This window comes from Afifella pfennigii DSM 17143 (assembly GCF_000688515.1).
Classification (GTDB): domain Bacteria; phylum Pseudomonadota; class Alphaproteobacteria; order Rhizobiales; family Afifellaceae; genus Afifella; species Afifella pfennigii.
The window spans coordinates 94,068-120,881 of sequence record NZ_JHZK01000001.1 but is presented as its reverse complement, the minus strand read 5'-3'; the positions used below and the strand labels follow the sequence as shown (position 1 = coordinate 120,881).

Below are 26,814 nucleotides of genomic sequence, written 5' to 3'. Positions count from 1 at the left end.
TAAAGTTATCGCTTGAGGTTCATCAGGACTTCCAGGAGCTCAGAGCCCGTCTGGAAGACCTTGGAATTGGCCGTGTAGTCGCGCTGGGCGACGATCATTTCCGTCAGCTCGTTCGCCATATCGACGTTGGACTGCTCCAGCGCGCCGCTGACCAGGGTGCCGCGACCGGCCTCAGTGGGAAAGCCGACGCGCACATCGCCGGAATCGGGCGTCACCATGAAGACATTGCCGTTGAGGGCCTTCAACTGATCTGGCGCCGGCACGTCGGCGAGCGGCAGACGGAAGGTCGGCGTCATCGCGCCGTTGGAGTAGTTGGCGTAGACGACGCCCTCTTCGGAGATCGTCACTTTCTCCAGCGTGGCAGGCGCGTTGCCGTTCACTTCCGCATCGATGGGCGTGTAGTCGCCGGTGAGCTGGGTCGTGCCGGTGAGGTCGATGGTCGTGGCCTGGCCGTTCGGCACGGTGAAGCTCAAGGAGGTGGCGCCGTCGAGCTGGCCGTTGCCGTCGAAGGTGACATCGGTGGAGACGAGGGGGCCGGAGGAATAGGGGAAGCCGCCGCCGGCCGCGGCCGTCGACTGATCGAAGACCGCGTATTGCCAGGTATGCGGCGTGTCGCTGGTCTTGGTCATGTAGATGTCGAGGGTCACCTCGTTGCCCACGTTGTCGTAGACGATGAGGGAGGACTTCTCCGAATAGGTGGAGGTGGCGAGGTTGTCGCCGGGCGTGTCGCCGGCCACCACGGAGGCTGCGTAGGGCAGGTTGGAGGAGAGAAGACCGGCCGTGGTGGGGTTGGCGCGCATGGTCATCGCCGACATGTTGACCGGCACCAGATCGGCATAGCCGTTGAGGACCGTCGTCGGCGCGCCGCCGGAAAGGTCGTAGCCCATCAGCGTGTAGCCGGCGGCGTTGACGAGATTGCTGGAGCTGCCGTCCAGCATGAAGGAGCCGGCACGCGTCAGATACGGCGTTCCGCCCGGGTCGGTCACGACGAAGAAACCGTTACCCTGGATGGCGAGGTCGGTGTCGGAGGTGGTGTAGGAAAGCGGACCCTGGTGGCTGATCGCGTGGCGAACCTGGGTGGTGACGGCGCCGGAATTGTAGCTGCCTTGGCCGCTCTGCAGGAGCAGGCTGGAGAATTCCGCGCTGGCGCGCTTATAGCCGGTGGTGCCGCCGTTGGCGATGTTGTCGGCGACGGTGCCGAGAAGATTGGACTGGGCGTTCATGCCAGAAACGCCGGTGCGCAGGACGCCGTACAGACTCATCGCGCCAATTCCCTCTGATTGCCAGAATTGGCGCCGAGCTAACCTTGCCGAGCTTGCGCGAAGCTTTCTCCCTGGAGCCTTTGAAATCGCAGCGGGAGGGCCCGCGGCGATGCTTGCGGCACAAGGTAAAGAGCTTGTAAACGGCGTCCGTCGCGGCGCGCGGGTGCGCCGAAGGCCGTCTCCAGGGGGGCGGGCGGCCTAGCCCGGCGGCCGCAGCAGCGCGGCGAGGTCGGCGAAGGCGTCCTTCGCCGGCGGATTGGAGGGATCCTGGCGCAACGCGTCGTAGATGCGCGGCACCAGCGCCACGGCGCGGTCCAGCTCCGGGTCGGCGCCGGCCTGATAGCCGCCCATCAGCCGCAGGTCGCGCGTATCCTCGAAGCGGGCGATCAGCGTGCGCAGATTGCGCACCAATTCGCGCTGGTCGGGCTTCCAGGCAAGGTCGGCGAGGCGCGAGATGGAGCCGAGGAGGTTGATGGCCGGATAGCGCCCCTGATCGGCGATGGCGCGGTCCAGCACGATATGGCCGTCGAGGGTGCCGCGGATGGCATCGGCGACGGGATCGTTGTGATCGTCGCCGTCGATGAGGACGGCGAAAATGCCGGTGATGGCGCCGGTGCCCTCCGCGCCCGGGCCGGCGCGCTCCAAGAGTTTCGGCAAATCGGAGAAGACGCTGGGGGCATAGCCGCGGGCGACCGCCGGCTCGCCGGCGGCGAGCGCCACGTCGCGCGCGGCATGGGCGTAGCGGGTGACGGAATCGACGATGAGAAGGACGGAATCGCCACGGTCGCGGAAATATTCGGCGACCGCCATGGCCGAAAGCGGCGCCAGGCGGCGCATCATCGGTCCCTCGTCGCCGGTGGCGACGATGGTGACGGCGCGGCTGCGGTTGGCGGCAAGCGCGCCTTCCAGGAACTCGCGCACCTCGCGGCCGCGCTCGCCGACGAGAGCGACGACGACCGTGTCGAAGCTGTCGGCATGGGCGAGCATGGACAGAAGCGTCGACTTGCCGACGCCGGAGCCGGCGAAGATGCCGATACGCTGGCCCTCGCAGATCGGGGTGAAGATGTCGATGGCCTTGACGCCGGTCACCAGAGGCCGGCGCAGCCGCGCCCGCGTCATGGCGCGCGGCGGCTCGGCATCGACGGCGACGGCCTTCTCGCCATGGGCGAGGGGCCCCATGCCGTCGACCGGCTCGCCGACGGCGTTGATGACGCGGCCCTTCCAGGCGGGCAGGGGGGCGAGAGTGATGGGACCGGAACGCCAGGCGCGCGTGCCGATGCCGAAGGTCATGCGCGTCTCGAAGGGCTTGATGGTGGCGCCGCTCTCGTCGATGCGCACCACCTCGCCGATGGCGGGGCGGCCGTCGTCGCAAAAGCTGACGCGCTCGCCCAGGCGCAGGAAGGGCGACAGGCCGGAAACCCGGCAATAGGTCGGCGCGACCTCCGTGACGACGCCGCCAATGCGCAGGAGCGGCAGCTCCATGAAGGCGCTGTCGACGCTCGTCTTCAGGCGCGCAAGCGCGTGCGTGGCGCTCATCTAGCCGGCCCGTCAGCTAGGCCCGAGCTGCCGGATGGCCTGGGTCTCGGTGGATTCGCCCTCCTGAAGCGCGGAGGCGGCGCTGTCGAAGGCCCGCGTCAGCGCAATGAGCTTGGTCATCTCCAGGATGGGATTGACGTTGGCGCCCTCCACATAGCCCTGGCGAACGCCGTTGGCGGTCATGTCCTCCACCGGCTCGGCCGGCTTGGAGGGGATCACGCCGGAATTCTCAAAGCGGGCGAGCTCGGCATCCTCGGGGATGGCGAAAAGCCCGATCGCCCCGACCTGGCGGCCTTGCTGCGAGATGGCGCCGTCATTGCCGATGGAGACCTCGCCGGCGGCCGGATCGAGAATGATCGCCGAGCCGCCCGGATCGAGGACCGGATAGCCGGCGACGCTCAGAAGGTCGCCATTCTCGGCGATCTGAAAGCGCCCGTCGCGCGTGTAGACGTTGCCGGCAGGCGTCGACAGGGCGAAGAAGGCGTCGCCCTTGACGGCGACGTCGAGCGGATTGCCGGTATGGTTCACCGCGCCGGCGCGGCGCGAGATGAAGGTCTCGCCCTGGGAGGCGAAGGCCACCTCGCGCGGCCCGGCGCGCGACAGCACCGTGTCGAACTTCACTTCCTCGGCGCGGAAGCCGGCGGTGTTCATATTGGCGACGTTGTTGGCGATGGTGGCAAGACGCCGTTCCAGCGCGACCTGGCCGGAAAGCGCCACATAGATGCTGGAGGACATGGCTCACCTGCCTCCGTATTTGAGGTTCTGCAAGGTCATCACCAGGTCGAGGCCGACGGAGGGCGAGCGTGCCGGCTCAAACAGCGCCAGGATGGGCGAATAGGTCGTCTCCTGGGTGACGTCCCACATGGCGGTGAAGCGCTGCAGCAGCTTGGAGAGCTTCTCCGGGTCTTGGAGATCGGCGACGTCGAGGCGCTTTTCGATCGCCGCGGCCTGCTTGTCGATATCGGCGTTGGCCATCTCGTCGGGAAAGCCGTAGATCGTCTTGACCACCTGCCAAAGAGCCGGATCGGCTAAAAGGCTGTAGGCGGAGGTCACCTCCGGCGCGCTGCGCTGGAAATAGAGCGCCAGGCGCACGCCCTCGTTCTCCTCGCCCGCCGTCACCTCCATCGTCTGGCGCACATAGCGATCGACGACGCCCTGGCGCGCGGCGTTGGTCTGCGTCGTCGCCTCGCCGTCGCGGGCGAAGTTGAAGACCTGCGCAAATTCCTTGAAGCGCGGGTCGTTCAGGCGGTTGGCGAAGGACTTCTTGTCCTCAACGCCCTCCTCCAGAACCTTGCGGATCATGCCCTTGGCATGGGCCATGTCCTCCAGCCCGAAGGCGGTCATGGCGTAGCGGAACAGCCGGGTATCGGCGAGGAAGTCGTCGATGGAGCGGACCTCGCCGATGTTGGAGCGGTAATATTCCGTCTCCAGCTGCACGGGTCGCTCGGCCGCCGTCATCGACAGCGACCTGTCCAGATTGGCGGCGATGCGCTGATAGCTGATGTAGGTGGAGATCATTCTTCCTCCGGTCGCAGCCCATGCGACGATCCTCAACGGACCCTAGAAGGCCAAGCTTGCACGAGCCTTACGGTGCGAGCCCAAGCTTCACGCAAGCCACATGGCCGACTGACTGGGGAACGCGAAACAACCTGCCGGAGCTTCCCACGTGGCCGTTATCCTCGGCTTGGTCATCGGAATCGGTTCGCTGCTCGGTGGCTTCATGGCCATGGGCGGCCATGTCGGCGTGATCTGGCAGCCCTGGGAATACGTCATCATCATCGGCATCGCGCTCGGTACCTTCATCATCGCCAACACCATGGCGGTCATCAAAGACGCCGGCGCCGGCATCATGGAGGCGATGAAGGGCACGGCGCCGAAGCGGGCGGATTATCTCGGCCTTCTCAGCCTCCTCTTCGCCCTGATGCGCGATCTGCGCTCGCGGCCGCGCAACGAGGTGGAGGCGCATATCGACGATCCGGCGAATTCGGCGCTCTTCCAGCACTTTCCGACGATTTTGAAGGACAAGGAGCTGACGCAGTATATCTGCGACTACGTGCGGCTCATCATCATCGGCAATGCACGCTCGCACGAGATCGAGGCTCTGATGGAGCAGGAGATCTCGACCATCAAGAAGCACAAGACGAAGTCGTCCGGCTCGCTGTCGACCGTCGCCGAAGCGCTGCCGGCGATCGGCATCTGCGCGGCCGTGCTCGGCGTGGTGAAGGCGATGGGCGCCATCGATCAATCGCCGGAAATCCTCGGCAGCTATATCGGCTCGGCGCTGATCGGCACCTTCATCGGCATCTTCGCCTCCTACGCCATCGTCTCGCCGCTGGCGCTGAAGATCAAAAGCCTGCGCGAGCAGCAGTGCCAGCCCTTCGTCATCGTCAAGCAGACGCTGATCGCCTTCATGAACGGCGCCCTGCCGCAGGTGGCGCTGGAGCATGGCCGCAAGACGATCTCCTCCAAGGAGCGTCCGACCATCGACGAGGTGGAGAGCGAGGCGATCTCCAACACCCCGTCTTCCTCCGCGGCGGCGATGCCGCAACAGAAGCAGGCAGCCTAAGCCATGAACGAAGCCTCGACCGACATTCGAGACATGCTTCTCGACGCGGCCGGCCTGTCGCTCGACAAGCTGCCGATGCTGCAGATCATCTTCGACCGCATGGCCACCTTTTCGGCCGACAATCTGCGGCATCTGGCGGCCTCGCAGGCCTATTACTCCCTCTCCAACGTGGAGAGCGGGCGCATCGGCGATATCCTGGAGCGCTACGAGATGACGGCGATCGCCGGTATCTTCCACGCCCCGACATGGGACAACCACATCATCGTCGGCTTCGATCGCGACTTCATCTTCTCCATGGTGGAGATCCTCTTCGGCGCCGATGGCTCCGAGCCGCCGATCGACGACGACCGCTCCTTCTCCACCATCGAGCTGCGCATCGCCGAGATGCTCTTCGAGCTGGCCGGCAAGGCGCTGCAATCCTCCTTCGCGCTCGTCTCGGACGCGCCCTTCAAGCTGGAGCGACTTGAAACGCGCATGGACTTCGCCGTCATCGGCCGCCGCAACAACATGGCGGTGGTGGCGAACTTCCTGCTGCAGGCGCTGGGACGGGGCGGAGAGATGTTCGTCATCATCCCGCAATCGGCGCTGACGCCGATGCGCCAGGTGCTGTCGCGCGTCATCTCCGGCGAATCCAATGTCGTCGATCCGGCCTGGTCGAAGCAAATCCGCAACGAGGTGGAGAAGACCGCCGTGCCGCTGCGCGCCGTCATGGAGGAGCGCATGATCGATCTGGGGGACGTGGCCGACTTCAAGGTCGGGCAGGTGATCGAGCTGCAGGCCGGCCCGCGCAGCCGCATCAAGCTGGAGAGTAACGACCAGCCGCTGTTCTGGTGCGAGCTGGGACAGGCGGAGGGCGCCTACACGTTGCGCGTCGAAGAAGCTTTCGATCCAGAACAGGAGTTCCTCAATGATATTCTCGCTCGTTGAGCTTCTGCTCCTGGCGGCGCTGGTCGTCACCAGCCTGGCGGTGGTGACGCTGCATCGCCGGCTGAAGCGCCTGGATGCCTATCACGCCGATTACCAGCGCGTCCTCGCCGAGACCGCCGAGGCGCTCGGCGCGGCGCGCGAGGCCGTGGCGCGCCTCAACGGAGACGGCCAGAACATCGCAATGCTGCTCGGCCAGCGCATCGATGCGGCAAGCGCCCTGGTCGAGCGCATCGACCATCGCATCGGCGAGGCCTCGCCCATGCACGCAACGCCGCGCGGCGGCAGCCTGCACGCCTGACCCTGCACGCCTGACCCTGCACGCCTGACATTGAGCCCGGAGACAAAGATGGCGACCAATCCCGTCAAAGACATGCAAGACGAGATCAGCGAGAGCCTGACGCAAGAAGAGACGAGCGCGGGCCTGGCGGAAGGCGAGGAGGCCTATCAGGCCGAGGCCGCCGCACGCTCGCGCGATACCTTCGGCTCGCGCCGCAATCTCGGCTCCGTCCTGCGCATTCCCGTCCAGATGCAGGTCGTTCTCGGCTCCGCCACGATGCCGGTCGCGAACCTGATGAAACTCGGCCGCGGCGCGATCGTGCCGCTCGACCACCGCGTGGGCGAGCCGGTGGAGGTCGTCGTCAACGGCCGCGTCATCGCGCGCGGCGAGGTGGTCGTCGTGGAGGACGACAATTCGCGCTTCGGCGTCTCGCTGACGGAGCTCGTCGGCCCGCCTGGCCTCGACGTCAACGGCTGAGCCTTATCGCCATGGCCTCTCCTTCCGCCAACAAGTCATTGCCGGTGCGCCGCCTGCAGGGGCCGGATCGCGTCGCGGCCCTGCTCATGACGATGGGCAAGCCGGCGGCTTCGCGGCTGATGAAGCATTTCGAGCCGGAGGAGATCAGGGTGATCACCCGCTCGGTGGCGCAGCTGAAAGCCGTGCCGCCGCAGCAGATCGAGGCCCTGATCGAAGAGTTCGCCAGCCAGTTCGCCGGCGGGGCGCAACTCTTCGGCAATGCCGGCGACGTGGAGCGGATGCTGGAGGGCGTCCTGCCGCCCGATCAGGTCGGCGAGATCATGGCGGACGTGCTCGGCAATGCCAGCCGTTCCATCTGGGACCGCATGTCGAACGTCTCAGAGAACCTCATCGCCAACTACATCATGAAAGAGCATCCGCAGACGGCGGCGCTTATCCTCTCCAAGCTGAAGCCGAGCTGCGCCGCCAAGGTGATGGGGCATCTGCCGGCCGATCTGCGCAACCAGCTGATGCGCCGCATGCTCGGCTTCAAACCGATCGTGGACGACACGATGCGCGTCATCGAGCGCGTCATCCACGAAGACTTCATGATGAACTTCTCGCGCAATATGGGCGCCGACAGCCACGCCAAGATGGCCGACATCGTCAACAAGATGGAGCGCGAGCATATGGAGAACGTGCTGGAGAGCCTGACGGAGACGCGGCCGAAATCGGCGGAGATCCTGAAGAGCCTGCTGTTCACCTTCGACGACATCGTCAAGCTGACGCCAAGGGCGCGCACGGCGCTGTTCGACCGGGCGCCGACCGACAAGGTGGTGATGGGCCTGAAGGGCACCGATCAGGAATTTCGCGAGATCATCCTCTCCTCGCTCTCCTCGCGGGTGCGGCGCATGGTGGAGCAGGAGCTGGCGAGCGGGGAGCCTTCCTCGCAGCGCGAAGTCGCCGAGGCGCGACGCTCCATCACCGATCTGGCGCTCGACATGGCCGGCAAGGGCGAAATCGAGCTGAATTCCGACGGCGAGGAAGACGCCTACGTCATGTAGGCGTGAGCAGTCATGTCGGAGCAACCGGACAAGGAAAGCAAGACAGAGGAACCGACCGAGAAGAAAATCGCCGACGCGATCGAGAAGGGCAACACACCGCATTCCACCGAGGCGACCGTCTTTGCCTCCATGCTCGCGATCCTGACCATATTGGGCCTGTTCATCGAAAGCCGAACCTCGGAACTGACGAATGTGCTGATGCACTTCCTCGACGATCCGGGTGGCTTCTCGCTGACGACCGGGACGGAGGCCAACCTGCTGCTATGGCGTATCGCCTACGAGAGCGGCAAAACGGTGCTCCCGGCCATCGTCGTGCTGATGCTCTTCGGCGTGGCGGGTTCTCTGTTTCAGAACACGCCGAGCCTGGTGCTGGAGCGCATCAAGCCGAAATGGTCGCGCATCAGCCCGAAATCCGGCTGGCAGAAGATCTTCAGCAAGCAAGGCCAGGTGGAATTCGCCAAAGCGTTGTTCAAATTCTGCGCCGTAGGCTTCGTCTCAGCCCTCATCATCAAAGCGGATCAGAGCGCCTTGATAAGTGCCATGTACACCGATGCCACACAAATGCCGGCGCTGATCCTGGCGATCTCGGTGCGGCTCGTGGCCACGATCTGCGTGGCGACGATCGTACTGGTGGCCGCCGATCTCGTCTGGTCGCGGGTGCGCTGGCGCACCGATCTCAGAATGACGAAGCACGAGGTGAAGGAAGAGTTCAAGCAGGCCGAGGGCGATCCCATCGTCAAGGCGCGCTTGCGCTCCATCGCCCGCCAGCGGGCCCGCAACCGCATGATGGCCGCGGTGCCGCAGGCGACGCTCGTCATCACCAACCCGACCCATTTCGCCGTCGCCATCCGCTACGACCGGCAGGAGGGCGGAGCGCCGATGGTGCTTGCCAAGGGCGCCGATCTGGTGGCGCTGAAAATCCGCGAAATCGCGACGGCGCACGAGGTTCCGATCATCGAGGACAAGCCGCTCGCCCGCGCTCTCTACAGCGCGGTCGAGGTCGACCAATGGATTCCGGCCGAGTTCTATCTCGCCGTCGCAAAGCTTCTTCATTACATCTATGCGCGGGAAACCCATGCAGTACGCTGACGATCCTTTCGTCCTGCAAAAGGTGGACGATAACATCCATCACTTCGTCGCCTGCGAACGCCTTCTGGGGGAGACCTTGAAGCCGTTCATGGCCGAGATCTATCTCGTCAATTGCGGGATCATGGCCTCCTATATCTTCTCCAGAGCGGAGGCGAACGTCCGCGATATCGTCGATTCCTCCACCGAAGCCCTGCGCCGGCCCGAATTGGTGCGCTACGGCCGCAAGGCGGTGGTGGAGGTCGACAGGAAGCGCCGCATCGCCATCACGCTCGGCATGGAGTTCGTGCACGATTCCCTGACGGCGCAGTTCGACCTGGTTTTCAACCGCGACTTCGTCGGCATCGATATCCTCGGCATTTCCTATCGGCGCCCGCCCGAAATGCTGGAGGAGAGCTACAACCTCTTCGCGCGCGCCGTCGCCGATCTCTCCAGGACCGACGCCTGAGGACCGGCGCCGCCAGGGCAGGGGAAAACACCAGCTTCATGCAAGGCAGGGCCTCTAGCTTGGCCTCCGTCGAGCTCAACGGAGGACCCAATTGGAGCCCGTCCACCTTTTCGACCTAGCGGCGCGCCATGCGCAGTGGGCATCCATCCGCCAGACGGTTATCAGCGGGAATGTCGCGAACGCCGACACGCCCGGCTTTGCCGCGCGGGATATCGAGCCGTTCAAGAACGTGCTCGATTCCACCCATCTTCGGATGACGCAGACCTCGCCGCGCCATCTGGACATTTCCGGCTCGCCCTTCGGCACCGGCAGCACCGTCCGCGAAGATACGTGGGCCGTCAATTATTCCGGAAATACCGTCAGTCTTGACGAAGAAATGGTCAAGGCCGGGGAAGTCAATCGAGCCTATATGTTGAACAACAGCATCGTCCGCTCCTTCCATCGCATGTTCCTGGCCAGCGTCAGGGGAGGCATGTGATGGATCCGCTCTCGGGCGCCTCGCAAATCTCCGCCGCCGGGCTGCGCGCCCAGGCGACGCGCCTGCGCGTGGTGTCGGAAAATATCGCCAACGCGCAGTCGACCGGCTCCACGCCCGGCGCCGACCCCTATGTGCGCAAGACCATCGCCTTTGAAACCGTGCTCGACCGCACCACGGACGCGGCCGGTGTGCGGGTGAAGACGATCGGCGCCGACAACGCACCCTTCCGTATCGAGCACGACCCCGACCATCCGGCCGCCGATGCGAACGGGGACGTGAAGATGCCGAACGTCAACATGCTGATCGAGATGGCCGACATGCGCGAGGCGACCCGGTCCTACGAGGCCAATCTGCAGATGATGAAGCAGGTTCGCGCCATGGTCAGCGCCACCATCGACCTTCTGAGGAGTTCATGATGGTCAGTCCCGTCACTTCCATTTCCGGGCTCGTCAGCCCGACTTCCACGGTCGGCGCCATCCGCGAGCCTTCCGCCTCCGCCGTGGGCCAGGCGGCCGCCGGCGATTTCGGCAGCGTTCTGGCCAATCTGTCCAGCGACGCCGTCTCGACCCTGAAGGCGGGCGAGGCCACCGCGATTTCGGGCATCCAGGGGCAGGCCTCCGTTCAGGAGGTGGTGCAGACCATCATGGCGGCAGAGCAGACGCTGCAGGCGGCGATCGCCATCCGCGACAAAGTCGTCTCCGCCTATCAAGAAATCTCCCGGATGCAGATCTAAGGAGCCAATAAGATGAGAGCGCTCGCCATCGCGGCGACCGGCATGGCTGCGCAGCAGACCAATGTCGAGGTCATCGCCAACAACATCGCCAACATCAACACGACCTCGTTCAAGCGCGCCCGCGCGGAGTTCTCCGACCTGCTCTACCAGACCGACCGCGCGGCCGGCGTGCCCAATGCGGGCGGCGGCAATCCGGTTCCGGAAGGCACGCGCATCGGCCTTGGCACCAGGACGCTCGGCGTGCGCAACCTGCATCTGCAGGGGCCGCTGGAGCAGACGGGCAACCCGCTCGACCTCGCCATCAACGGCCGCGGCTGGTTCCAGATCACCAATCCGGCCGGCGAGACGCTCTATACGCGCGCCGGTTCCTTCAACAAGGGCCCCAACGGCGAGCTGGTGACGATCGACGGCTATATCGTGGAGCCGGCGATCAACTTCCCGGCCGACACGATCGACATCTCCATCAACGAATCGGGCGAGATCTACGCCCAGGTCGCCGGCCAGGCGGAGCCTCAGCTGCTCGGTCAGCTGACGCTGGTCAACTTCGCCAACGATGCCGGCCTGGAGCCGCTCGGCAACAACCTCTATCGCGAGACCGTCGCCTCCGGCGCGCCGACGGAAGGCACGGCCGCCGATACCGGCTTCGGCAAGATCCATCAGCGCTATCTGGAGGGCTCCAACGTCGATCCGGTCAAGGAGCTGACGGAGCTCATCTCCGCCCAGCGCGCCTACGAGATGAACTCCAAGATCATCCAGGCGGCCGACGAGATGTCCTCCACCGTTTCCAAGGGCATCCGGTGAGAATGACGATGCGGCGGGCCGTCGGCCTCTTGCGCAGTTTTGCCGGGCGGGCGCCGGGGCGCGCCGGCATGGCGCTGGCGCTGGCGCTCGCTCTTGCCCTCGGCGCCAAGGGCGCGGCGGCGCAGCAGGCCGCGCAGCCGCAATACGACCTTCTGCCGGTGCCGACCGTGACCATCTATCCCGGCCAGATCATCGGCGCGGACATGATCCACGAGCTGCATTTCCTGCCGCAGACGCGCTCGCGCTTTCCCATCGTCGACAATCCGCATGCGCTGCTCGGCAAGGTGGCCAAGCGCACCCTCATCGCCGACCGGCTGATCCCGGCCAACGCGGTGGGAGAGCCGGAGCTGGTGACGCGCGGCGCGCTCACCACCGCCCGCTACAATTCCGGGACGCTCTCCATGAGCGCCGCCGTGGTGGCGCTGGAGAGCGGGGCGCTGGGGCAGCTCATCCGCGTGCGCAACGTCGATTCCGGACAGGTCATCGCCGGTGTCGTGCAAGCGGATGGCAGCGTGCGCGTGGGCCTTCGATGAGACGAACCCTGGCCATCGCCGCCACGCTCAGCCTCCTCGCCGTTCCGGCGATGGCGGCCGATCTGGCGCATGCTTCCGGCAGCACGCCCTATGTCCAGGTGAGCGGCGGCACGACGCGCATCAAGGATATTTCGAGCGTTCAGGGCGTGCGCGAGAACATGCTCATCGGCTACGGGCTCGTCATCGGCCTGCAGGGCACCGGCGACACGATGCGCAACGCTCCCTACACGGAACAGGCGCTGCAATCGATGCTCGATCAGATGGGGGTGAATGTGCGCGGCATTCCGCTGCGCGGGCGCAACGTGGCCGCCGTCACCGTCACCGCCAATCTGCCGCCCTTCGCCGGGCCGGGCTCGGAAATCGACGTCAACGTCGCCTCCATCGGCGATGCCACCTCGCTGAAGGGCGGCACGCTGTTGATGACGCCGCTGATGGGCCCCGACGAGGAGGTCTATGCGGTGGCGCAGGGGCCGGTCGCGGTGTCGGGCCTGACGGTGCAGGGTCAGGCGGAGACGCTGACCCAGGGCGTGCCGACGGTGGGGCGCATCCCCAACGGCGCCATCATGGAGCGTGCCGTCGGCGGGGGGATGGAACAGCTCAACGAGCTCGTCCTCGTTCTCACCAACCCCGATTTCAAGACGGCGGTGCAGATCACCGATGCCGTCAACGCCTTCTCGCAGCAGCGCTTCGGCCGCGCACTGGCGATGGAGCGCGACCTGCGCAGCGTCGTCGTCAAGCGGCCCTCCAATATCTCCGCCGCCCGGCTTCTCAGCGAGATCGGCGATCTCGCCGTGACGCCGGACACGCCGGCCCGCGTCGTCGTCGATCAGCGCACGGGCACGGTGGTGATCGGCGAGGAGGTGCAGATCTCAACGGTGGCGCTGACGCATGGCAACCTGACGGTGCGGGTCACCGAATTCCCGCAGGTCTCGCAGCCGGCGCCCTTCTCCGACGGCGTGACGGTCGTCACGCCCGCCTCGCAGGTCGATGCGGAGGAGCAGGACGGTCGCCTTGCGGTCGTCGGCGGCACCGATCTGCAGGAACTCGTCCAAGGTCTCAACCAGATCGGCCTGAAGCCCACCGACATCATCGCCATCCTGCAGGCGATCAAGACGTCCGGCGCGCTGCAGGCCGAGCTCATCGTTCAATAGCCGCCAGGGCGGCTTCGGGAACAAGGCGGCTTCACATGCCCCACGCGGTCCGCATCGTTACGAGCTCGATACTCCTTTCGGCAGGGCTGGCTGCAATCCTCGCCGGCGTCACGGGCGCCGGGGCGCAGGAGGCCGCGCCCGCGCCGGAAGCCGCCGTTGAGGCTCCGGCACGTCTTGAGGCCGCAACCTCCATGCCGGCGAGCGCGCCGAGCGCCGATATGCTGGAGCGCTCCATGCAGGTTGAGCCGGGCGTCGACGACAATGCGCGCAAATACTGCGTCAACATCGCCGATGCGGCCGCCGATGCGCGCTTTGCGCGGCAGACGGAAGCGCTGAAGGCGCTGGAGGCGCAAATCAACAAGCGCATCGAGGCGCTGGAAGCCAAGCGCGCCGAGTACGAGGAATGGCTGACGCGGCGCGAGGAGTTCCTGCGCAAGGCTGACGAAAGCGTCGTGGCGATATTTACCCAGATGCGCCCCGATGCGGCTTCGCAGCAGATGGCGCTGATGCCGATCGAGGCGGCCGCCGCCATCCTGGTGAAGCTCAAGCCTCGGGTCGCCAGCGCGATCTTGAACGAGATGAACCCGACGACGGCGGCGCAACTCACGGGCACGATGGTGGGGCTCGCCCGGCCCAGCGACGAAGCGAAGACGCCAGGATGAGATATCTCGCACTTGCCGCCGTCCTTCTCGCGACCGCCGGCTGCGCCAACCACGACAACCTTCTTACCGGGCCGTCTCTCAGCCCGGTCGGCGAGGGCCTCGTCGCCGAGCGCGCGCCGCTGCCGGTCAGCTACCAGGAGCAGGAACGGACAACCTTCCAGTCGCTCTGGTCGAGCAAGGACCCGAACCTTTTTACCGACCGCAAGGCCAAGAGCGTCGGCGACGTGGTGACGGTCATCATCCAGATCAACGACAAGGCGCAGTTCGACAACGCCACGGAGCGTTCGCGCAAGTCCAACTCCTCGCTCGGCCTCAGCGCCGCGCTCGGCTGGGCGGGCTTCGGCTTGTCCGGCGATGCCGGCGACATCTCCGGCAATCTCGACATCGATTCTGAGACCTCCACGGAGGGCGAGGGCACCATCGACCGCTCAGAGAAGCTGCGCCTTCAGATCGCGGCGGTGGTCGTGGAGGAGCTGCCGAACGGCAATCTGGTGATCAGCGGATCGCAGGAAGTGATGGTCAACAAGGAGGTGCGCGTGCTCAAAATCGCCGGCATCGTGCGTCCGACCGACATCTCCACGGACAATTCCGTCTCCTACGAGAAGATCGCCGAGGCGCGCATCGCCTATGGCGGCCGCGGCCGGGTCTCCGACATGCAGCAGCCCGCCTGGGGGCAGCGCATCTACGACAAGGCGGTGCCGTACTGATGAGCACGCAGGAAGACAAGCTGGCGAACGAAGCGGAGGAGGCCGCCAACGCTCCGGGAACGGAGGATGGCGAGGCCGAGACATCCGGCAAGGGCGGCAAGGGCGGCAAGGGCGGCATCCTTGCGACGCTCCTCGCCTTCCTCGTGGTGACGCTGGTCGCGGCGGGGGCCGGCGGCGGCATCGGCATCTATCTCGCCGGCGCCATCGAGGAGACGGTGAGCGCCAAGCTCAAGGAGAAGGCGCAGGATGCCGGCAAGCCGGCGCTTCGCTACACCGGCGATATGGTCATGCAGCCCATCGAGCCGGTGGTCACCAACCTGGCCGAGCCGCAGAATGTCTGGATCCGGCTCGATACGGCGATGGTCTTTGCCAACGGAGCCTTGCGCGAGCCGCAGGTGACGGCGGCGGAGATCCGCCAGGACATCGTCGCCTATATGCGCACCATTCCCTTGAAGCAGCTGGAAGGGGCGAGCGCGCTGCAGCATCTGCGCGACGATCTTAACGAACGTGTGGCGATCCGCACCAATGGCGAGGTCAGCGAACTCGTCATCGTGTCGATGGTCGTGCAGTGACTTCCGGGCGCCGGTCCGTGGCCGGCGAGGTGGGATGATGAGAAGCGTCCTTGCGGGCCTCGCGCTCGTTTTCGTTCTTTCCGGCGTCGCGGAGGCACAGCTCGCGGAAGACCTGGCGAGCCTGATACCGGAGGGAGACGCCTCCGCAAGCGGGCGCATCGTCCAGCTGGTGGCGCTCTTGACCGTGCTTTCGGTCGCGCCCGGCCTGCTCATCATGGTGACGAGCTTCACGCGCTTCATCATCGCGCTGTCGTTCCTGCGCTCGGGCCTGGGATTGCAGGGCACGCCCGGCAATCTGGTGCTCATCAGCCTGGCGCTCTTCATGACCTTCTACGTCATGGGGCCGACCTTCGAGCGGGCCTGGGAAGAGGGCGTGAAGCCGCTGACGGAAAACCAGATCACCGAGGCGGAGGCGTTCGAGCGCATCACCGAGCCCTTCCGCGAATTCATGGTGGCGCAGGTGCGCCCGAAGGACCTGCAGCTCTTCGCCGACCTTGCCGCCAGCGATGCGGCGCGGCCGGATGATGCGGCCCTTGCCGCGCCTCCGACGGAGCTTGAGGATGAGGCGGGGGAAGTGGCGCTCGTGGCGGCCGATGTGCCTTTGCGCGTGCTGGTGCCGGCCTTCATGATCTCCGAACTCAGGCGAGGCTTTGAGATCGGCTTCCTCATCGTGCTGCCGTTCCTGGTGATCGACATGATCGTGGCGACGTTGGTGATGTCGATGGGCATGATGATGATGCCGCCGGCCGTCATCGCGCTGCCCTTCAAGATCCTCTTCTTCGTTCTCATCGACGGCTGGAATCTACTGGTGGGCGGCCTGGTGCGGTCGTTCTTCTGAAGCGATTCACCTTTCGCTCATCATGACGGCATCGCCGATGACCGGCGCCGCGCTTGGCAAGCGCAGGGCAAGCTAGTTGGTTTCAAGAACGCATGATCCAATACGGAGGGGCTAACGATCATGCTTTCAAGTTTTCGCTTTCGACTAGGCCACAAGATATTTGCCATCATTGCCCTCAGCTTCGCAGGGCTCCTTGCCACGGCTCTGTTTCAGCTCTTTGAGCTCAGCAAGGCCCTGGAGCAGCAGAAGGGGGTGGAGCTCTCCCACCTCACGCAGATGGCCGTCAGCATCGCGGCGGAAGAAGAGGCGGCGGCCCGGCGCGGCGAGATTTCCCTGCAAGATGCGAAGGCGAACGCCGCCCGCCGCATCGGCACGCTGCGCTACGGCAAGGGAGATTACATCTTCATCAATCAGAGCGACGGGTTGATGGTGATGCATCCCAAGGCCGAGCTCATCGGCAGCAACTCCAATCTTCTCAAGGATCCGAGCGGGCGGCACTTCTTCACCGACATGGTGAAGACGGTGAAGGAGAAGGGCAGCGGTTATGTGTCCTACCATTGGCCGAAGCCCGGCTTGGAGGCCCCGCAGCCCAAGCTCTCCTATGTGGAGGGCTTCAAGCCGTTCGACTGGATCGTGGGGACCGGCGTCTATATCGACGACCTGAAGGCCCAGACCTGGGCTTCCGCCAAGCTGGTGCTGGCGATCACCGGCCTTATCCTCGCCGTCGTGGCCGGCGTCTGCGTCGTCGTCGCGCAGCGCATCTCCAAGGCGATGCGCGGCACGACGGCGGCCATGAACGAGCTCGCCGAAGGCAATTTCGACGTCGTGCTGCCGGGCCTGGAGCGCGGCGACGAAGTGGGCGAGATCGCCCGCGCCGTGGAGCTCTTCAAGGAAAAGGCGATCGAGACGGCGCGCCTGGAAGCGCAGGAGCGGGAGAGGAAATCGCGCGAGGCGGCGGCGGAGCGCACGGCCGAGATGCACCGGCTCGCAGATATGTTCGAGAACGCCGTCGGCGAAGTGACGGACAGCGTTTCCTCGGCCGCCACCGAACTGGAAGCCTCGGCGGGAACCATGGCGGAGACGGCCGAGCATACCCAGCAGCTCTCCACCACCGTCGCCAGCATCTCGGAACAGACATCGGCCAATGTCCAGTCGGTCGCCTCGGCGGCGGAGGAGCTCGGCGCATCGGTCGGCGAGATCAGCCGTCAGGTGCAAGAGAGCGCCAAGGTGGCGAACGCGGCGGTGACCCAGGCCGGCAACGCCAATCAGCGCGTGAGCGAACTGGCCGATGCCGCGCAGCGGGTCGGCGCCGTCGTCAACCTCATCAACGCCATCGCCGAACAGACCAATCTCCTGGCGCTGAACGCGACCATCGAGGCGGCGCGCGCCGGAGAAGCCGGCAAGGGCTTCGCGGTCGTGGCCATGGAGGTGAAGACGCTGGCCGCCCAGACCGCCAAGGCCACGGAGGAGATCGTCGAGCAGATCACCTCCATGCAATTGGCGACCGGGGAGGCGGAGAAATCCATCCGCTCCATCGACGAGACGATCGCGCGCATGTCGGAAATCTCCGAGGCCGTGGCGGCCGCCGCCGAGCAGCAATATGTCGCCACGCGCGAGATCGCCGAAAACGTCCAGGAGGCCGCGCAGGGGACCGCCCAGGTCGCGACCAACATCACCGATGTGAGCAACGGCGCCGGCGAGACCGGCGCCGCCTCCGCCCAGGTGCTGACCTCCGCGCGCTCGCTGGCGGCGGAGAGCGGCAGGCTAAAGCAGGAGCTGGACCGGTTCCTGGTGACGGTGCGCGCCGCCTGAGCGGCAAGGCATCATCGAACAACAGACGGTGGGCATTGAGACGGCGGGCATTGCCCCGCCGTCTACGCTTTCGGGCACCTTCTTCGGCCTTGCCCGCGCCGGGAAAAGGCCGCCCGCGCAAGGATGCGCGCAGACTTTCTTCGCCGCCGGTGAAAAAACCTCGCGCTGGTAAGCTTTGCGCAAGCTTTGTCTGCGAGGTTGCACCACATGGCAGGTTGGCTGCCCCGAAAGACGGGCAGAGCGGTCGCGCAAGGCGCCGCGGAACCAAAGGCATGATGCCGTCCTGCCATACCGGTGCAAGCCCGGTATGTCCCGATCAACAGCGTCAAACCTGAGATAGAAGGGACATTTTCATGTCTAGCCTTATCACCAACACGTCTTCCATGGTTGCCCTGCAGACCCTGCGGGGCATCAACTCGCAGCTGGACCAGACCAACAACCGCGTCTCGACCGGCCTGCGCGTGAACTCCGCTTCCGACAACGCCGCCTATTGGTCGCTGGCAACGACCACGCGCTCCGACAACGGCGCGCTCGGCGCCGTCAAGGACGCCCTCGGCCTTGGCAAGGCTTCCGTCGATGTGGCCAATACCGGTCTCGACAACGTCCGTGACGCTCTGCAGAAGATCAAGGAGAAGCTCGTCACGGCGGCCGCTCCGGACACCGACCGCGCCAAGCTGCAGACGGAAATCACCAGCCTCATCAACCAGATGAAGAATACGGCCGACAGCTCCGTCATCAGCGGCGGCAACTGGCTCTCGGTCGATTCCGGCGGCGCCGGCTTCAACGCCAGCAAGGAGATCGTCGCCTCCTTCTCGCGCACCGGCACCACGGTGACCGTCGACACCATTTCCGTCGATATCAGCAAGGTGAAGCTCTATGATGCCGCCGACCAGTCCGGCATCATCGACAAGGACCGCACCTCCGGCGGTTCCACCATCGCCGTCTCGGGTATCGACATCAGCGCCCTTACGGGTAGCGCGGCCGACCTGACGACGATCTCCGAATATACCGCGATCGTGGATGAGGCTCTGCTCGACCTGACCGACGCTTCCACGCAGCTCGGTGCCGTCACCAGCCGGATCGGGTCGCAGGAGAGCTTCGTGAAGGCCCTCATCGACGCCAATGACCGGGCCATCGGCGCGCTGGTCGACGCCGATATGGAGGAAGAGTCCACCCGGCTGAAGGCGCTGCAGACGCAGCAGCAGCTGGCAATCCAGTCGCTGGGCATCGCCAACTCCTCCAGCCAGAACATCCTGTCGCTCTTCAGGAACTAACGCCTAGAGCTCCTTGAGCAGCTTTCGCGCCACGCCCACTAGGCGCGAAAGGGAAAGCCACGCTTCCCGCCGGGAGCGTGGCTTTCTGTTACGCAACGCTGAGGCAAGCTTGGCAGGCCAAACCTTGTCTCCAGTTGGCGCGTAAGAAGAGGTGGGCATGGCCGGCCGCGAGCAGATGGAGAGGCTGTGGGCAAGTCTTGCCGGACTTGGCGGGAGGCGCCTTGCCGCCCTCGGGCTGATCGGCGCGACGGTGCTCCTGGCCATCGCGATCGGTGCCTATTACCTCAGTCAGCCAGAGCGCGAGACGCTCTATACCGGGCTTAGCCGCGAGGATGTCGCGCAGCTCGGCCAGGTCCTGACCGAAAGCGGCATCGCCTTCGACGTCAGCGCCGACGGCTCGGCCGTGCTCGTGGGCTATGGCGACACGGCGCGGGCGCGCATGATCCTCGCCGAGAAGGGCCTGCCGCGCAGCGGCAATTCCGGCTACGAGCTGTTCAACGAGCTCGGCTCCTTCGGCCTGACCTCCTTCATGCAGGACGTTACCCGCGTGCGGGCGCTGGAGGGCGAGCTCGCCCGCACCATCCAGACCATGGACGGGATCAAGGCGGCGCGCGTGCATCTCGTCATGCCGGACCGGGCGTCCTTCCGGCGCGATCAGCAGGAGGCCTCCGCTTCCGTCGTCATCCGCACCTCGCTGGCGGACGATGCCCGGCCCGCCCAGGCCATCCGCCATCTCGTGGCATCGGCCATTCCGGGGATGAAGGCGGGCTCCGTCACGGTCCTCAACACCAACGGCGAGGTGCTGGCCTCCGGCGACGATCCGACGACCTCGGGCGGCAACCGGCTTGCCGCGCTGGAGCAGCGCGTCGACCGGGAGATCGAGGAAAAGATCCGCCGCACGCTGACGCCCTATCTCGGCCTGGAGAATTTCCAGGTCAGCGTGGCGGCGCAGCTCAACACCGACCGAACCTCCGTCAGCCAGGTGGTCTTCGACCCCGATTCGCGGGTGGAGCGCTCGGTGCGCGTGGTCAAGGAAACCGGGGCGACGGAAAACCGAAGCATGGAATCGGCCACCTCCGTGCAGCAGAACATCCCCATCGAGCAGATGAACGATGCGGCCGGCACCAATTCCAGCGAGCAGAACGAGCGGCGCGAGGAGCTGACCAACTATGAGATCTCCTCCAAGCGGATCGAGACCGTGCAGCAGGGATTTCGCATCGAGAACCTGTCGATCGCCGTCCTGGTGAACGATGCCAGGCTATCGGCCGGGGAAGGCGATGCCGCCATTCCGGTGGAGACCCAGCTGATGGAGATCGAGCAGCTCGTGCGTTCGGCCGCCGGCGTGGACATGGAACGCGGCGACCAGCTGAAGGTGGCCGCCGTGCCCTTCACCGCGCCCGGCGGCGACATGGAGCCGGTGCCGGGGCCGGGGATCGGCGACGTGCTGACGCGCCAGATCGGCACGATGATCAATGCCGGCGCCATCCTGGCCATGGCGGTGCTGCTCATCCTCTTCGGGCTGCGGCCGGCCATCAAGTCGGTGCTGAGCCGGCCGATGCCGGAGATGGCGGCCGGCATGCTCGGCGCGCCGCAGGAAGCGGGCGCCGCACAGGCCCTTGAAGCGGGAACGCCGGGCCAGAGTGTTGCCGGCGAGCTGCCGACCAACGAGCACGTCAATCTCATCGAGGATCTCACGTCGAAGATGAACCGGACCCCACAGAAGCGGCTGGAGCAGATCGTGGAGTTCGACGAGGAGCAGGCCGCGGCCATTCTGCGGCAATGGATGCGGGCTGAGGGAGCGTGAGCATGAACGCCTTGGCCCGTGTCCTGCCAGCCTTCGAGGCGGAGCCCGTCGAGCCGCCGACGCTCGCGGCCGTCTTTCGCGCGCACAAGTCGGAGGAGGACGACGAGCGGCTGAAGAAGGCGGAGGCCGAAGGCTATGCGCGCGGCCTGGCGCAAGCGCGCGCAGAGATCGATGCGGCGCTGGAAAAGGCGCGGCGCCAAGAAGATATACGCCTTGGCGAAGCGAGATCGCGTTGGGCCGAAGAAGAGGGCGCGCGGCTCGGCGAGGTCATGCAAACGGCCATCGCCGAGATGCAGGCCGCGTTGTCGCAGGCGGCCGCCGGGGTGCTCCTGCCTTTGGCGGAAAAAGCGCTGGCGGAGCGGGCGGCGGAGGATCTCGCCAAGGCGATAGCCGTCCTCCTGGCGCAGGAGGGCGAGAAGCTGGTGCGCCTGACCGGGCCGAAGGACCTGTTGGAGGCCGTAGGCCGCCGCCTCGGCGAGCAGGCGGGGGCGATCGAGTTCAAGACCTCCAAAACGCCGGATGCGCGGCTGGTCGCCGGCTCCACCGTGATGGAGACGCAGCTTCAGGCCTGGGGCGCGCGGCTGTCGGAAGCTGCCGGAGAGGTCGAAGATGGCTGACCAGGAGCATCCCGAACTCATCATCGTGCGCCGCTACGAGGAGGAGGAGCACGAAACCCACTCCAGCGCCTGGAAGGTCGCGCATGCCGACTTCATGACGGCGATGATGGCCTTCTTCCTCATCATGTGGCTGATCAATGTCACGGACGACCAGATGAAGAAGTCGATCGCCGACTACTTCAATCCGGTGCGCCTGTCGGCGAGCGTGACGGAAGAAAAAGGTCTCGTCGATGAGGAGAAGGTGCGAAACGACGGCTCCGATCCGATCGGCAAGGTAGAGCCAACCGAAGGCCCGGAGAGCGAAAGCCAGCTGCAGGTGGAGGGCGGCACGCAGACCGTTACGGAGGCCGGCGGCACTTCCGAGCGCTCAACGCCCGCCATCAAGGGAGGCTTCGACGCCAGCGATGCCGCCGCGGAACGCGCCGCCTTCAGCGATCCCTATGCGGTTCTCGCCAAGCTGGCCGCGGAGGTGAAGCCGCTGTCTCAATCGGCGGTTCCCGATACGCCCATCGGCGAGGTCGGCGAGCCGGGCGTGCCCGGCCATGAAGCCTATCGCGATCCCTTCGATCCGATCTACTGGCAGATGACGGCGACCGATAGCGCGCGCACCACCGATCCGAGCCCCAGGGACCGGGCGGAGACGGTGCCCGATCGCGGCCTTCCAGACGCCATCGCGCGGCGTCCTTTCACCGAGGGCGAGGCGCGTGAGATGGCGTCGCCATCGGCGTCCGCTTCCGGGGCCGGGGAGGACGGCGAAGTCACCTCGGAGGAAATCGCCAAGGCAAACGCGATCGAAGAGGCGCTCGATGCGGCCCTCAAGGAGAGCCTCGCCGGGGCCGAGCTGCCGAATGTGGAAGTGAAGGCGACGAGCGAGGGCATCCTCATCAGCCTCACCGACGAGATGGACTACAGCATGTTCGAGATCGGCTCGGCGATCCCCAAGCCGGCCGTCGTGGTGGCCATGGAGGAGGTGGCGGAGGTGCTGGCGGGCTGGCCGGGCAACATCGTCGTGCGCGGCTTCACCGATGGACGGCCCTTTCGCTCGGAGACCTACGACAACTGGCGGCTTTCCACGGCGCGCGCGCATATGGCCTATTACATGCTGACCCGTGGCAGCCTGCCGGATCAGCGCATCCGCAAGATCGAGGGCTTTGCCGACCGCAATCTGAAGAACCCGGCCGACCCCAACGCTGCGGAAAACCGCCGGATCGAGATTCTGTTGCAGGAGCACGAGGCGTGAGGCCGCTTCCTGCCGCAACGGGCATGGCGCTTCTTCTCGCCCTCGCCGGCCAGCCCGCCGTCGCAGGCGAGCCCTTGCAGCTTCTGCCGCCAGGCATGGTTGGCGAAGGACAGACGCCGACGCCGCCTTCGCCCGCGTCATCGGCGACACCCAGCCTTGCGGCCCCGGCGCTGCCTCGCCCGGAGCCTTTCCGTGCCGAGCGGCAGGCCGAGCTGGCGGCGCCCAACCTGCCGCGGGCGCGGCCCCAAATCGATATCGCAGCAAGTCGGAAAGTCGCCGCCGGCCGCGACATCGCCGCCGGCCCGCCATCCCCGGCCGATCGGCCCGCGCTCACCGATGAAGACAGCGCCGGCCGCGAGGCGCCCGCCGACGGGGCGGAGAGGCCGGGCAAAGCGGTCGCCTCGTCTTCGCCGGCGGGGGGATCGCAGGCGATGAACGACCTCATCGCCTCGGTTCTGCCCGCATCGGAGAGCGCGCAAGGCGAAGCGGCGGAGCCCGCTGGCGAAACGGCGCAAGCTCTTGGCGGCGCGGCAGGGACCGAAGGCTCTCGCCGGGCCTCCTCTCGCCCCAATGCGGTGCGGGTCATCGCCGGCGGGATCTCGCCGCATGCCGGCGGCGACGGCAAGACGCTGGCGCGGCCTTTGCGACCGCGCGAGGAGGAGCGTATCGCCGAGGCGCGCAAGCTGGCCCTGGCGCGGGCCTTCCAGAAGCCGACGAGCAGTTTCTTCCGCGCCCCCGACCTGGCGCCTGCAGCGCCGGCAGCGAGGACGGAAGTCTTCGTTCCCTTCTACGAGCCGGTACCCGACGCGATCATGATCGAGGAAGCCATGACCGGCAGCATCGCCTTGTCGGGGGACAAGCCGGAGCATGCGGAGGGCGACGAGTATCAGCCGCTGGCGATGCCGACACGGCCGGGCTCGCGCACGCCGCGTGATCTGGTGCAGAGGCTGCAGCGGCTGCAGGACGAAATCGCGCAAGGCTCCACCAGCGCCTTCGCGGCCCAGCGATCCCTGCTCGACGAGATCGGCGATGCGCTGGAAGCGGCGCCGGAGGAGACCTGGCAGGATCCGCGCAACGCCGAGGCGCTGGTGACCTATGTGCTGAGCGGGGGCAATCCGAACCTGTTGCGCACGCTGCTGGCCAAGGAGCCGCTGCCGGCGCTGGACGAAAGGCTGATGCGCGGGGCGCTCGCCTATGTCAAAGGTCGCGGCGAGGAAGCGCGGGCCTTTTTGAGGGACATCGACCCGAACCGCTTCGCCGGCAGCATGGGCAGCCAGGTGGCGATCGCGCAGGCGGCGCTCGCCCTGCCGGAGGATCCGGGACGGGCGGCGCGCCATCTCGACATGGCGCGGCTTCTGGCGCCGGGCACGCTCGCGGAGGAGGCCGCGATCCGCCGCGAAATCCTGGTGCTGGCGCAGATGGAGGATACGGAGCGCTTCCAGACGCTTTCCCGTCAATACATGCAGCGCTTCCGCCATTCCGTCTATGCCGGCAATTTCCGCCAGCGCTTCGCCGCGGCGCTGACGCGTATGAGCTTCATGGACGATCCCAAGCAATTCCCGCGGCTCGACGAAATTCTCGCCGAGATGGAGGCCGATGCGCGCCTTGAGCTCTACCTGGTCATCGCCAGGGCTCTGGTCGTGCAGGCCAAGTCGGCCCCCGCCAAGCTCGCGGCCATGCGCGTGCTCGACCTCGCCGAAACCGGGTCGGTGGAAGAGCAGCAGGCGCTGCTTTACCGCGCCGCGGCTTCGGTGACGGTGGCGGAGGAGCTGGAGGCGGGGCTTGCCGACCTGAGGAAGGTGCAGCTCGCCGCCCTGCCGCAGGCCGATCGCGAGCTTTTCGACGTGGTGGACGTGACGGCCGAGCTGATACGCACGGCGGCGGAGCCGCAAAGGGCGGCCAATGCCCTTGCGGCCGCAGATGGCGCCGCCGAGGGCGAGATACCGTCCGGCGAGGCCTCGGCTTCGCAGGCGGCTGTGATGGCGCGCGCGCAGGAGGCGATCAAGCTCGCCGACGCGCTGCTCGGAGAGGCGCGATGAACGGGATCAATTTCTTGCCGGCGGCGGCCCTGCCGCGTGCCGAGCGCGCCAAGTCGGGCCCGATGAGCGGGGAAGCGGCAGGAGAGGGCGCGCCGAAGGATGCGTTCCTGAAGCTTCTTCAGCAATTGCCGGCCGGCCCTGAAGGGGCAAAGCCCGACGGCATGCCCTCGCAGGCGGCGATGGAGGAAGGCGAGGGCAGCGCGCAGGATGCGGCGCGGGGACAGGGCGAGGAAGCCGTCGAGGTTCTCGCGGTCGCGGCCGCGGCGGGCGCGACGGCGGCAGGCGAAGGCGGCAAGGACGTCAAACTTGCGGACTTCCTGCGCTTGCCGCTCGACGCCAAGCCGCCGAGCGAAAAGCCCGCCGCCATCGGCACGGAGATGCGCGCCAGCGCCAGTCAGGCGCAAGAGGTTGCCAGCAAGTCGCCGCTGCGCTTTACCGTTGCGGAAAGCAAAACGCATTTCGCGCCCGTCTTCGAGGCGGCGCGGATTGCGGGCGAGGCGGGTGCGAAGCTTTCCGCTCGACAGGCCGAAGGCATCGCCGCGGCCGCCGGTGGCGAAGCGGAGCAAGGCGCAAGGCCGTTGGAAAACGGCCTGCGCGGCGAAGCCGCGCGCGCGCCGGCCGCGGTGCGTGGCGGAGAGAGCCTTGCACCGGCGGCTGCCGCGACGAACGGCGAGAAAGCGCGCGGCGATGCGCCAAGCGGGGAGAGGAAGAACCGGGATCCCGGCGTCGTCACCCCCTCGTCGACGCCGGGCGAGAAGACGGGAAGTGTCGAAGCGGCCTTGCCCAAGGAGCCGGTTCCTGCGGCAAACGGGCCTGCGCTGGCCTCCTCGCAACTGGCGCGCATCGCCTCCGCGATCGGCTCGCAGATGGCGCTCACCCCGGAGATCCAGGCTCAGAGGGGGATTTCCGGCGCCCTGCCGTTTTCCCACGCCATGGCAGGGCCTGGGCCGGTCAAGAGCATCACCATCCAGCTCCATCCGGTGGAGCTTGGCAGCGTGAAGATCGAGCTGCGCCTCGGTCAGGACGGGCTCGCCGTGCGGCTGGAGGCGAGCCGGGCGGAAACGGCGCGCATGCTGCAGCAGGACAGCCAGATGCTCTCAGATATCATCCGCTCAAGCGGGCACGATCCCGATAGCATCATCATCCATAACGCGCCCTCCGATCGCGCCGCCGGGGTCGATGCCGGCCAGACGGCAGGCAACCTGCGCGCAGGCGGCCAGCCGCAAGGCGAGGCCGGGGCCGGCACGGCCTCCGGCGGGGAGCGCGAGAGCTCGGCGCGCGGGGAAGGTTTTGAGGGCCAGCGCGGACATCAGCAAGAGGCACAGGATGGGCAAGGCACAGCGGATCGCCGCGATCGCCGCGGTCTTTTCGTCTAGCCTGACGCTTGCGACAGGCGCTGTCGCGGCCGGTTCAGGAGCGGTGGGTGCCAAAGTCTGCGAGCGCGAGATGGTCGCCGCTTCCAAAGCCTACGGTATCCCGCTCGGCGTGCTCTACGCCGTCGGGCTGACGGAGACCGGGCGCAAGGGCTCCTTGCAGCCGCATGCGATGAACATCGAGGGCAGGGCCTATTACGCCAGGAGCCGGGCCGATGCGGTCAGGGAATTTCACGCCGCGCGCGCTTCCGGGGCCAAGCTTATCGATCTCGGCTGCATGCAGGTGAACCATTATTACCACGGCGAACAATTCGCCTCCGTGGCGGAGATGCTCGATCCGGGCAAGAACGTGACCTATGCGGCACGATTTCTCAACGAACTGAAGAAGCGCGAGGGAAGCTGGACCATGGCCGTCGCCCGTTACCATGCCGGGCCCGACAACGATCCGGCGCAGAAGCGCTACGTCTGCGCGGTCATCGCCAATATGGTCGCCTCCGGCTTCGGCGCCTGGACGCCGCAATCGCGCAGCTTCTGCAAGTAGCGCCGGCGCGGCGCCAA

General features: G+C 66.4%; 29 protein-coding genes. 25 read left to right on the top strand and 4 right to left on the bottom strand.

What is annotated here, in order from left to right:
• Window positions 1-5 precede the first annotated feature (5 nt).
• From Q331_RS0100605 to Q331_RS0100590, 4 genes are all read right to left on the bottom strand, one after another.
• Window positions 6-1,262, bottom strand: coding sequence for a flagellar hook protein FlgE (locus Q331_RS0100605; protein ID WP_026379068.1), 1,257 nt, complete (start codon window positions 1,260-1,262; stop codon window positions 6-8).
• A gap of 198 nt (window positions 1,263-1,460) precedes the next feature.
• A complete protein-coding gene (gene fliI / locus Q331_RS0100600) occupies window positions 1,461-2,798 on the bottom strand; it encodes a flagellar protein export ATPase FliI (RefSeq protein WP_034490554.1) in 1,338 nt (445 codons plus the stop codon).
• 12 nt (window positions 2,799-2,810) lie between these two features.
• Entirely contained in the window at window positions 2,811-3,533 is a 723-nt protein-coding gene (flgF, locus tag Q331_RS0100595; RefSeq protein ID WP_026379066.1) for a flagellar basal-body rod protein FlgF, read from the bottom strand.
• A gap of 3 nt (window positions 3,534-3,536) precedes the next feature.
• Window positions 3,537-4,316 carry a DUF1217 domain-containing protein gene (locus tag Q331_RS0100590; protein ID WP_026379065.1) on the bottom strand — a complete coding sequence of 260 codons (780 nt, stop codon included), beginning with the start codon at window positions 4,314-4,316 and terminating at the stop codon, window positions 3,537-3,539.
• 148 nt (window positions 4,317-4,464) lie between these two features.
• Here Q331_RS0100590 and motA point away from each other — a divergent pair, with 148 nt between their 5' ends.
• The 25 genes from motA (at window position 4,465) to Q331_RS0100465 (ending at window position 26,797) form a co-directional block, all read left to right on the top strand.
• Window positions 4,465-5,364: a flagellar motor stator protein MotA gene (motA, locus tag Q331_RS0100585; RefSeq protein WP_026379064.1), complete on the top strand. Its 900-nt coding sequence runs from the start codon at window positions 4,465-4,467 to the stop codon at window positions 5,362-5,364.
• Window positions 5,365-5,367: 3 nt separating this feature from the next.
• Complete coding sequence (locus tag Q331_RS0100580) at window positions 5,368-6,291, top strand: flagellar motor switch protein FliM (protein ID WP_026379063.1); 924 nt, start codon at window positions 5,368-5,370, stop codon at window positions 6,289-6,291.
• Window positions 6,272-6,589: a hypothetical protein gene (locus tag Q331_RS19310; RefSeq protein ID WP_051630250.1), complete on the top strand. Its 318-nt coding sequence runs from the start codon at window positions 6,272-6,274 to the stop codon at window positions 6,587-6,589. Before Q331_RS0100580 ends, Q331_RS19310 begins: the two co-directional genes overlap by 20 nt.
• 84 nt (window positions 6,590-6,673) lie before the next feature.
• Window positions 6,674-7,045 carry a flagellar motor switch protein FliN gene (fliN, locus tag Q331_RS0100570; protein ID WP_026379062.1) on the top strand — a complete coding sequence of 124 codons (372 nt, stop codon included), beginning with the start codon at window positions 6,674-6,676 and terminating at the stop codon, window positions 7,043-7,045.
• A gap of 11 nt (window positions 7,046-7,056) precedes the next feature.
• Window positions 7,057-8,088, top strand: a complete 1,032-nt coding sequence (locus tag Q331_RS0100565) for a flagellar motor switch protein FliG (RefSeq protein ID WP_051630248.1) — start codon at window positions 7,057-7,059, stop codon at window positions 8,086-8,088.
• Window positions 8,089-8,100: 12 nt separating this feature from the next.
• Window positions 8,101-9,177, top strand: a complete 1,077-nt coding sequence (flhB, locus tag Q331_RS0100560) for a flagellar biosynthesis protein FlhB (RefSeq protein ID WP_026379060.1) — start codon at window positions 8,101-8,103, stop codon at window positions 9,175-9,177.
• Window positions 9,164-9,622, top strand: coding sequence for a hypothetical protein (locus tag Q331_RS0100555; RefSeq protein ID WP_026379059.1), 459 nt, complete (start codon window positions 9,164-9,166; stop codon window positions 9,620-9,622). Before flhB ends, Q331_RS0100555 begins: the two co-directional genes overlap by 14 nt.
• A gap of 91 nt (window positions 9,623-9,713) precedes the next feature.
• Window positions 9,714-10,100: a flagellar basal body rod protein FlgB gene (gene flgB, locus Q331_RS0100550; protein WP_026379058.1), complete on the top strand. Its 387-nt coding sequence runs from the start codon at window positions 9,714-9,716 to the stop codon at window positions 10,098-10,100.
• Window positions 10,097-10,516, top strand: coding sequence for a flagellar basal body rod protein FlgC (gene flgC / locus Q331_RS0100545; protein WP_026379057.1), 420 nt, complete (start codon window positions 10,097-10,099; stop codon window positions 10,514-10,516). The genes flgB and flgC overlap by 4 nt, the downstream gene beginning before the upstream one ends.
• Window positions 10,516-10,833 (top strand): flagellar hook-basal body complex protein FliE, encoded by a 318-nt coding sequence (locus Q331_RS0100540; protein ID WP_026379056.1) that lies wholly within the window; start codon window positions 10,516-10,518, stop codon window positions 10,831-10,833. Before flgC ends, Q331_RS0100540 begins: the two co-directional genes overlap by 1 nt.
• A 12-nt stretch (window positions 10,834-10,845) precedes the next feature.
• On the top strand, window positions 10,846-11,634 hold the full coding sequence (gene flgG / locus Q331_RS0100535) for a flagellar basal-body rod protein FlgG (protein ID WP_026379055.1): 789 nt from the start codon (window positions 10,846-10,848) through the stop codon (window positions 11,632-11,634).
• A gap of 8 nt (window positions 11,635-11,642) precedes the next feature.
• Entirely contained in the window at window positions 11,643-12,167 is a 525-nt protein-coding gene (gene flgA / locus Q331_RS0100530; protein ID WP_051630246.1) for a flagellar basal body P-ring formation chaperone FlgA, read from the top strand.
• A complete protein-coding gene (gene flgI, locus Q331_RS0100525) occupies window positions 12,164-13,318 on the top strand; it encodes a flagellar basal body P-ring protein FlgI (protein WP_026379053.1) in 1,155 nt (384 codons plus the stop codon). The genes flgA and flgI overlap by 4 nt, the downstream gene beginning before the upstream one ends.
• 35 nt (window positions 13,319-13,353) lie before the next feature.
• A complete protein-coding gene (locus Q331_RS22805) occupies window positions 13,354-13,980 on the top strand; it encodes a MotE family protein (protein ID WP_051630244.1) in 627 nt (208 codons plus the stop codon).
• A complete protein-coding gene (flgH, locus tag Q331_RS0100515) occupies window positions 13,977-14,687 on the top strand; it encodes a flagellar basal body L-ring protein FlgH (protein WP_026379052.1) in 711 nt (236 codons plus the stop codon). Before Q331_RS22805 ends, flgH begins: the two co-directional genes overlap by 4 nt.
• Window positions 14,687-15,259 (top strand): flagellar basal body-associated FliL family protein, encoded by a 573-nt coding sequence (locus tag Q331_RS0100510; protein WP_084174524.1) that lies wholly within the window; start codon window positions 14,687-14,689, stop codon window positions 15,257-15,259. Before flgH ends, Q331_RS0100510 begins: the two co-directional genes overlap by 1 nt.
• A gap of 34 nt (window positions 15,260-15,293) precedes the next feature.
• Complete coding sequence (locus Q331_RS0100505; protein WP_026379050.1) at window positions 15,294-16,097, top strand: flagellar type III secretion system pore protein FliP; 804 nt, start codon at window positions 15,294-15,296, stop codon at window positions 16,095-16,097.
• Window positions 16,098-16,217: 120 nt separating this feature from the next.
• Window positions 16,218-17,909, top strand: coding sequence for a methyl-accepting chemotaxis protein (locus Q331_RS0100500; RefSeq protein ID WP_026379049.1), 1,692 nt, complete (start codon window positions 16,218-16,220; stop codon window positions 17,907-17,909).
• A gap of 353 nt (window positions 17,910-18,262) precedes the next feature.
• Entirely contained in the window at window positions 18,263-19,183 is a 921-nt protein-coding gene (locus tag Q331_RS0100495; RefSeq protein ID WP_026379048.1) for a flagellin N-terminal helical domain-containing protein, read from the top strand.
• A gap of 157 nt (window positions 19,184-19,340) precedes the next feature.
• Window positions 19,341-20,987, top strand: coding sequence for a flagellar basal-body MS-ring/collar protein FliF (gene fliF, locus Q331_RS0100490; RefSeq protein WP_026379047.1), 1,647 nt, complete (start codon window positions 19,341-19,343; stop codon window positions 20,985-20,987).
• 2 nt (window positions 20,988-20,989) lie between these two features.
• Window positions 20,990-21,604 carry a hypothetical protein gene (locus Q331_RS19300; RefSeq protein ID WP_051630243.1) on the top strand — a complete coding sequence of 205 codons (615 nt, stop codon included), beginning with the start codon at window positions 20,990-20,992 and terminating at the stop codon, window positions 21,602-21,604.
• A complete protein-coding gene (locus Q331_RS0100480; RefSeq protein ID WP_026379046.1) occupies window positions 21,597-22,844 on the top strand; it encodes a MotB family protein in 1,248 nt (415 codons plus the stop codon). Before Q331_RS19300 ends, Q331_RS0100480 begins: the two co-directional genes overlap by 8 nt.
• Window positions 22,841-24,883, top strand: a complete 2,043-nt coding sequence (locus Q331_RS22800; RefSeq protein ID WP_156953219.1) for a hypothetical protein — start codon at window positions 22,841-22,843, stop codon at window positions 24,881-24,883. The genes Q331_RS0100480 and Q331_RS22800 overlap by 4 nt, the downstream gene beginning before the upstream one ends.
• Window positions 24,880-26,259 carry a flagellar hook-length control protein FliK gene (locus Q331_RS0100470; protein WP_026379045.1) on the top strand — a complete coding sequence of 460 codons (1,380 nt, stop codon included), beginning with the start codon at window positions 24,880-24,882 and terminating at the stop codon, window positions 26,257-26,259. The genes Q331_RS22800 and Q331_RS0100470 overlap by 4 nt, the downstream gene beginning before the upstream one ends.
• Window positions 26,210-26,797: a transglycosylase SLT domain-containing protein gene (locus Q331_RS0100465; protein WP_034490551.1), complete on the top strand. Its 588-nt coding sequence runs from the start codon at window positions 26,210-26,212 to the stop codon at window positions 26,795-26,797. Before Q331_RS0100470 ends, Q331_RS0100465 begins: the two co-directional genes overlap by 50 nt.
• Window positions 26,798-26,814 lie beyond the last annotated feature (17 nt).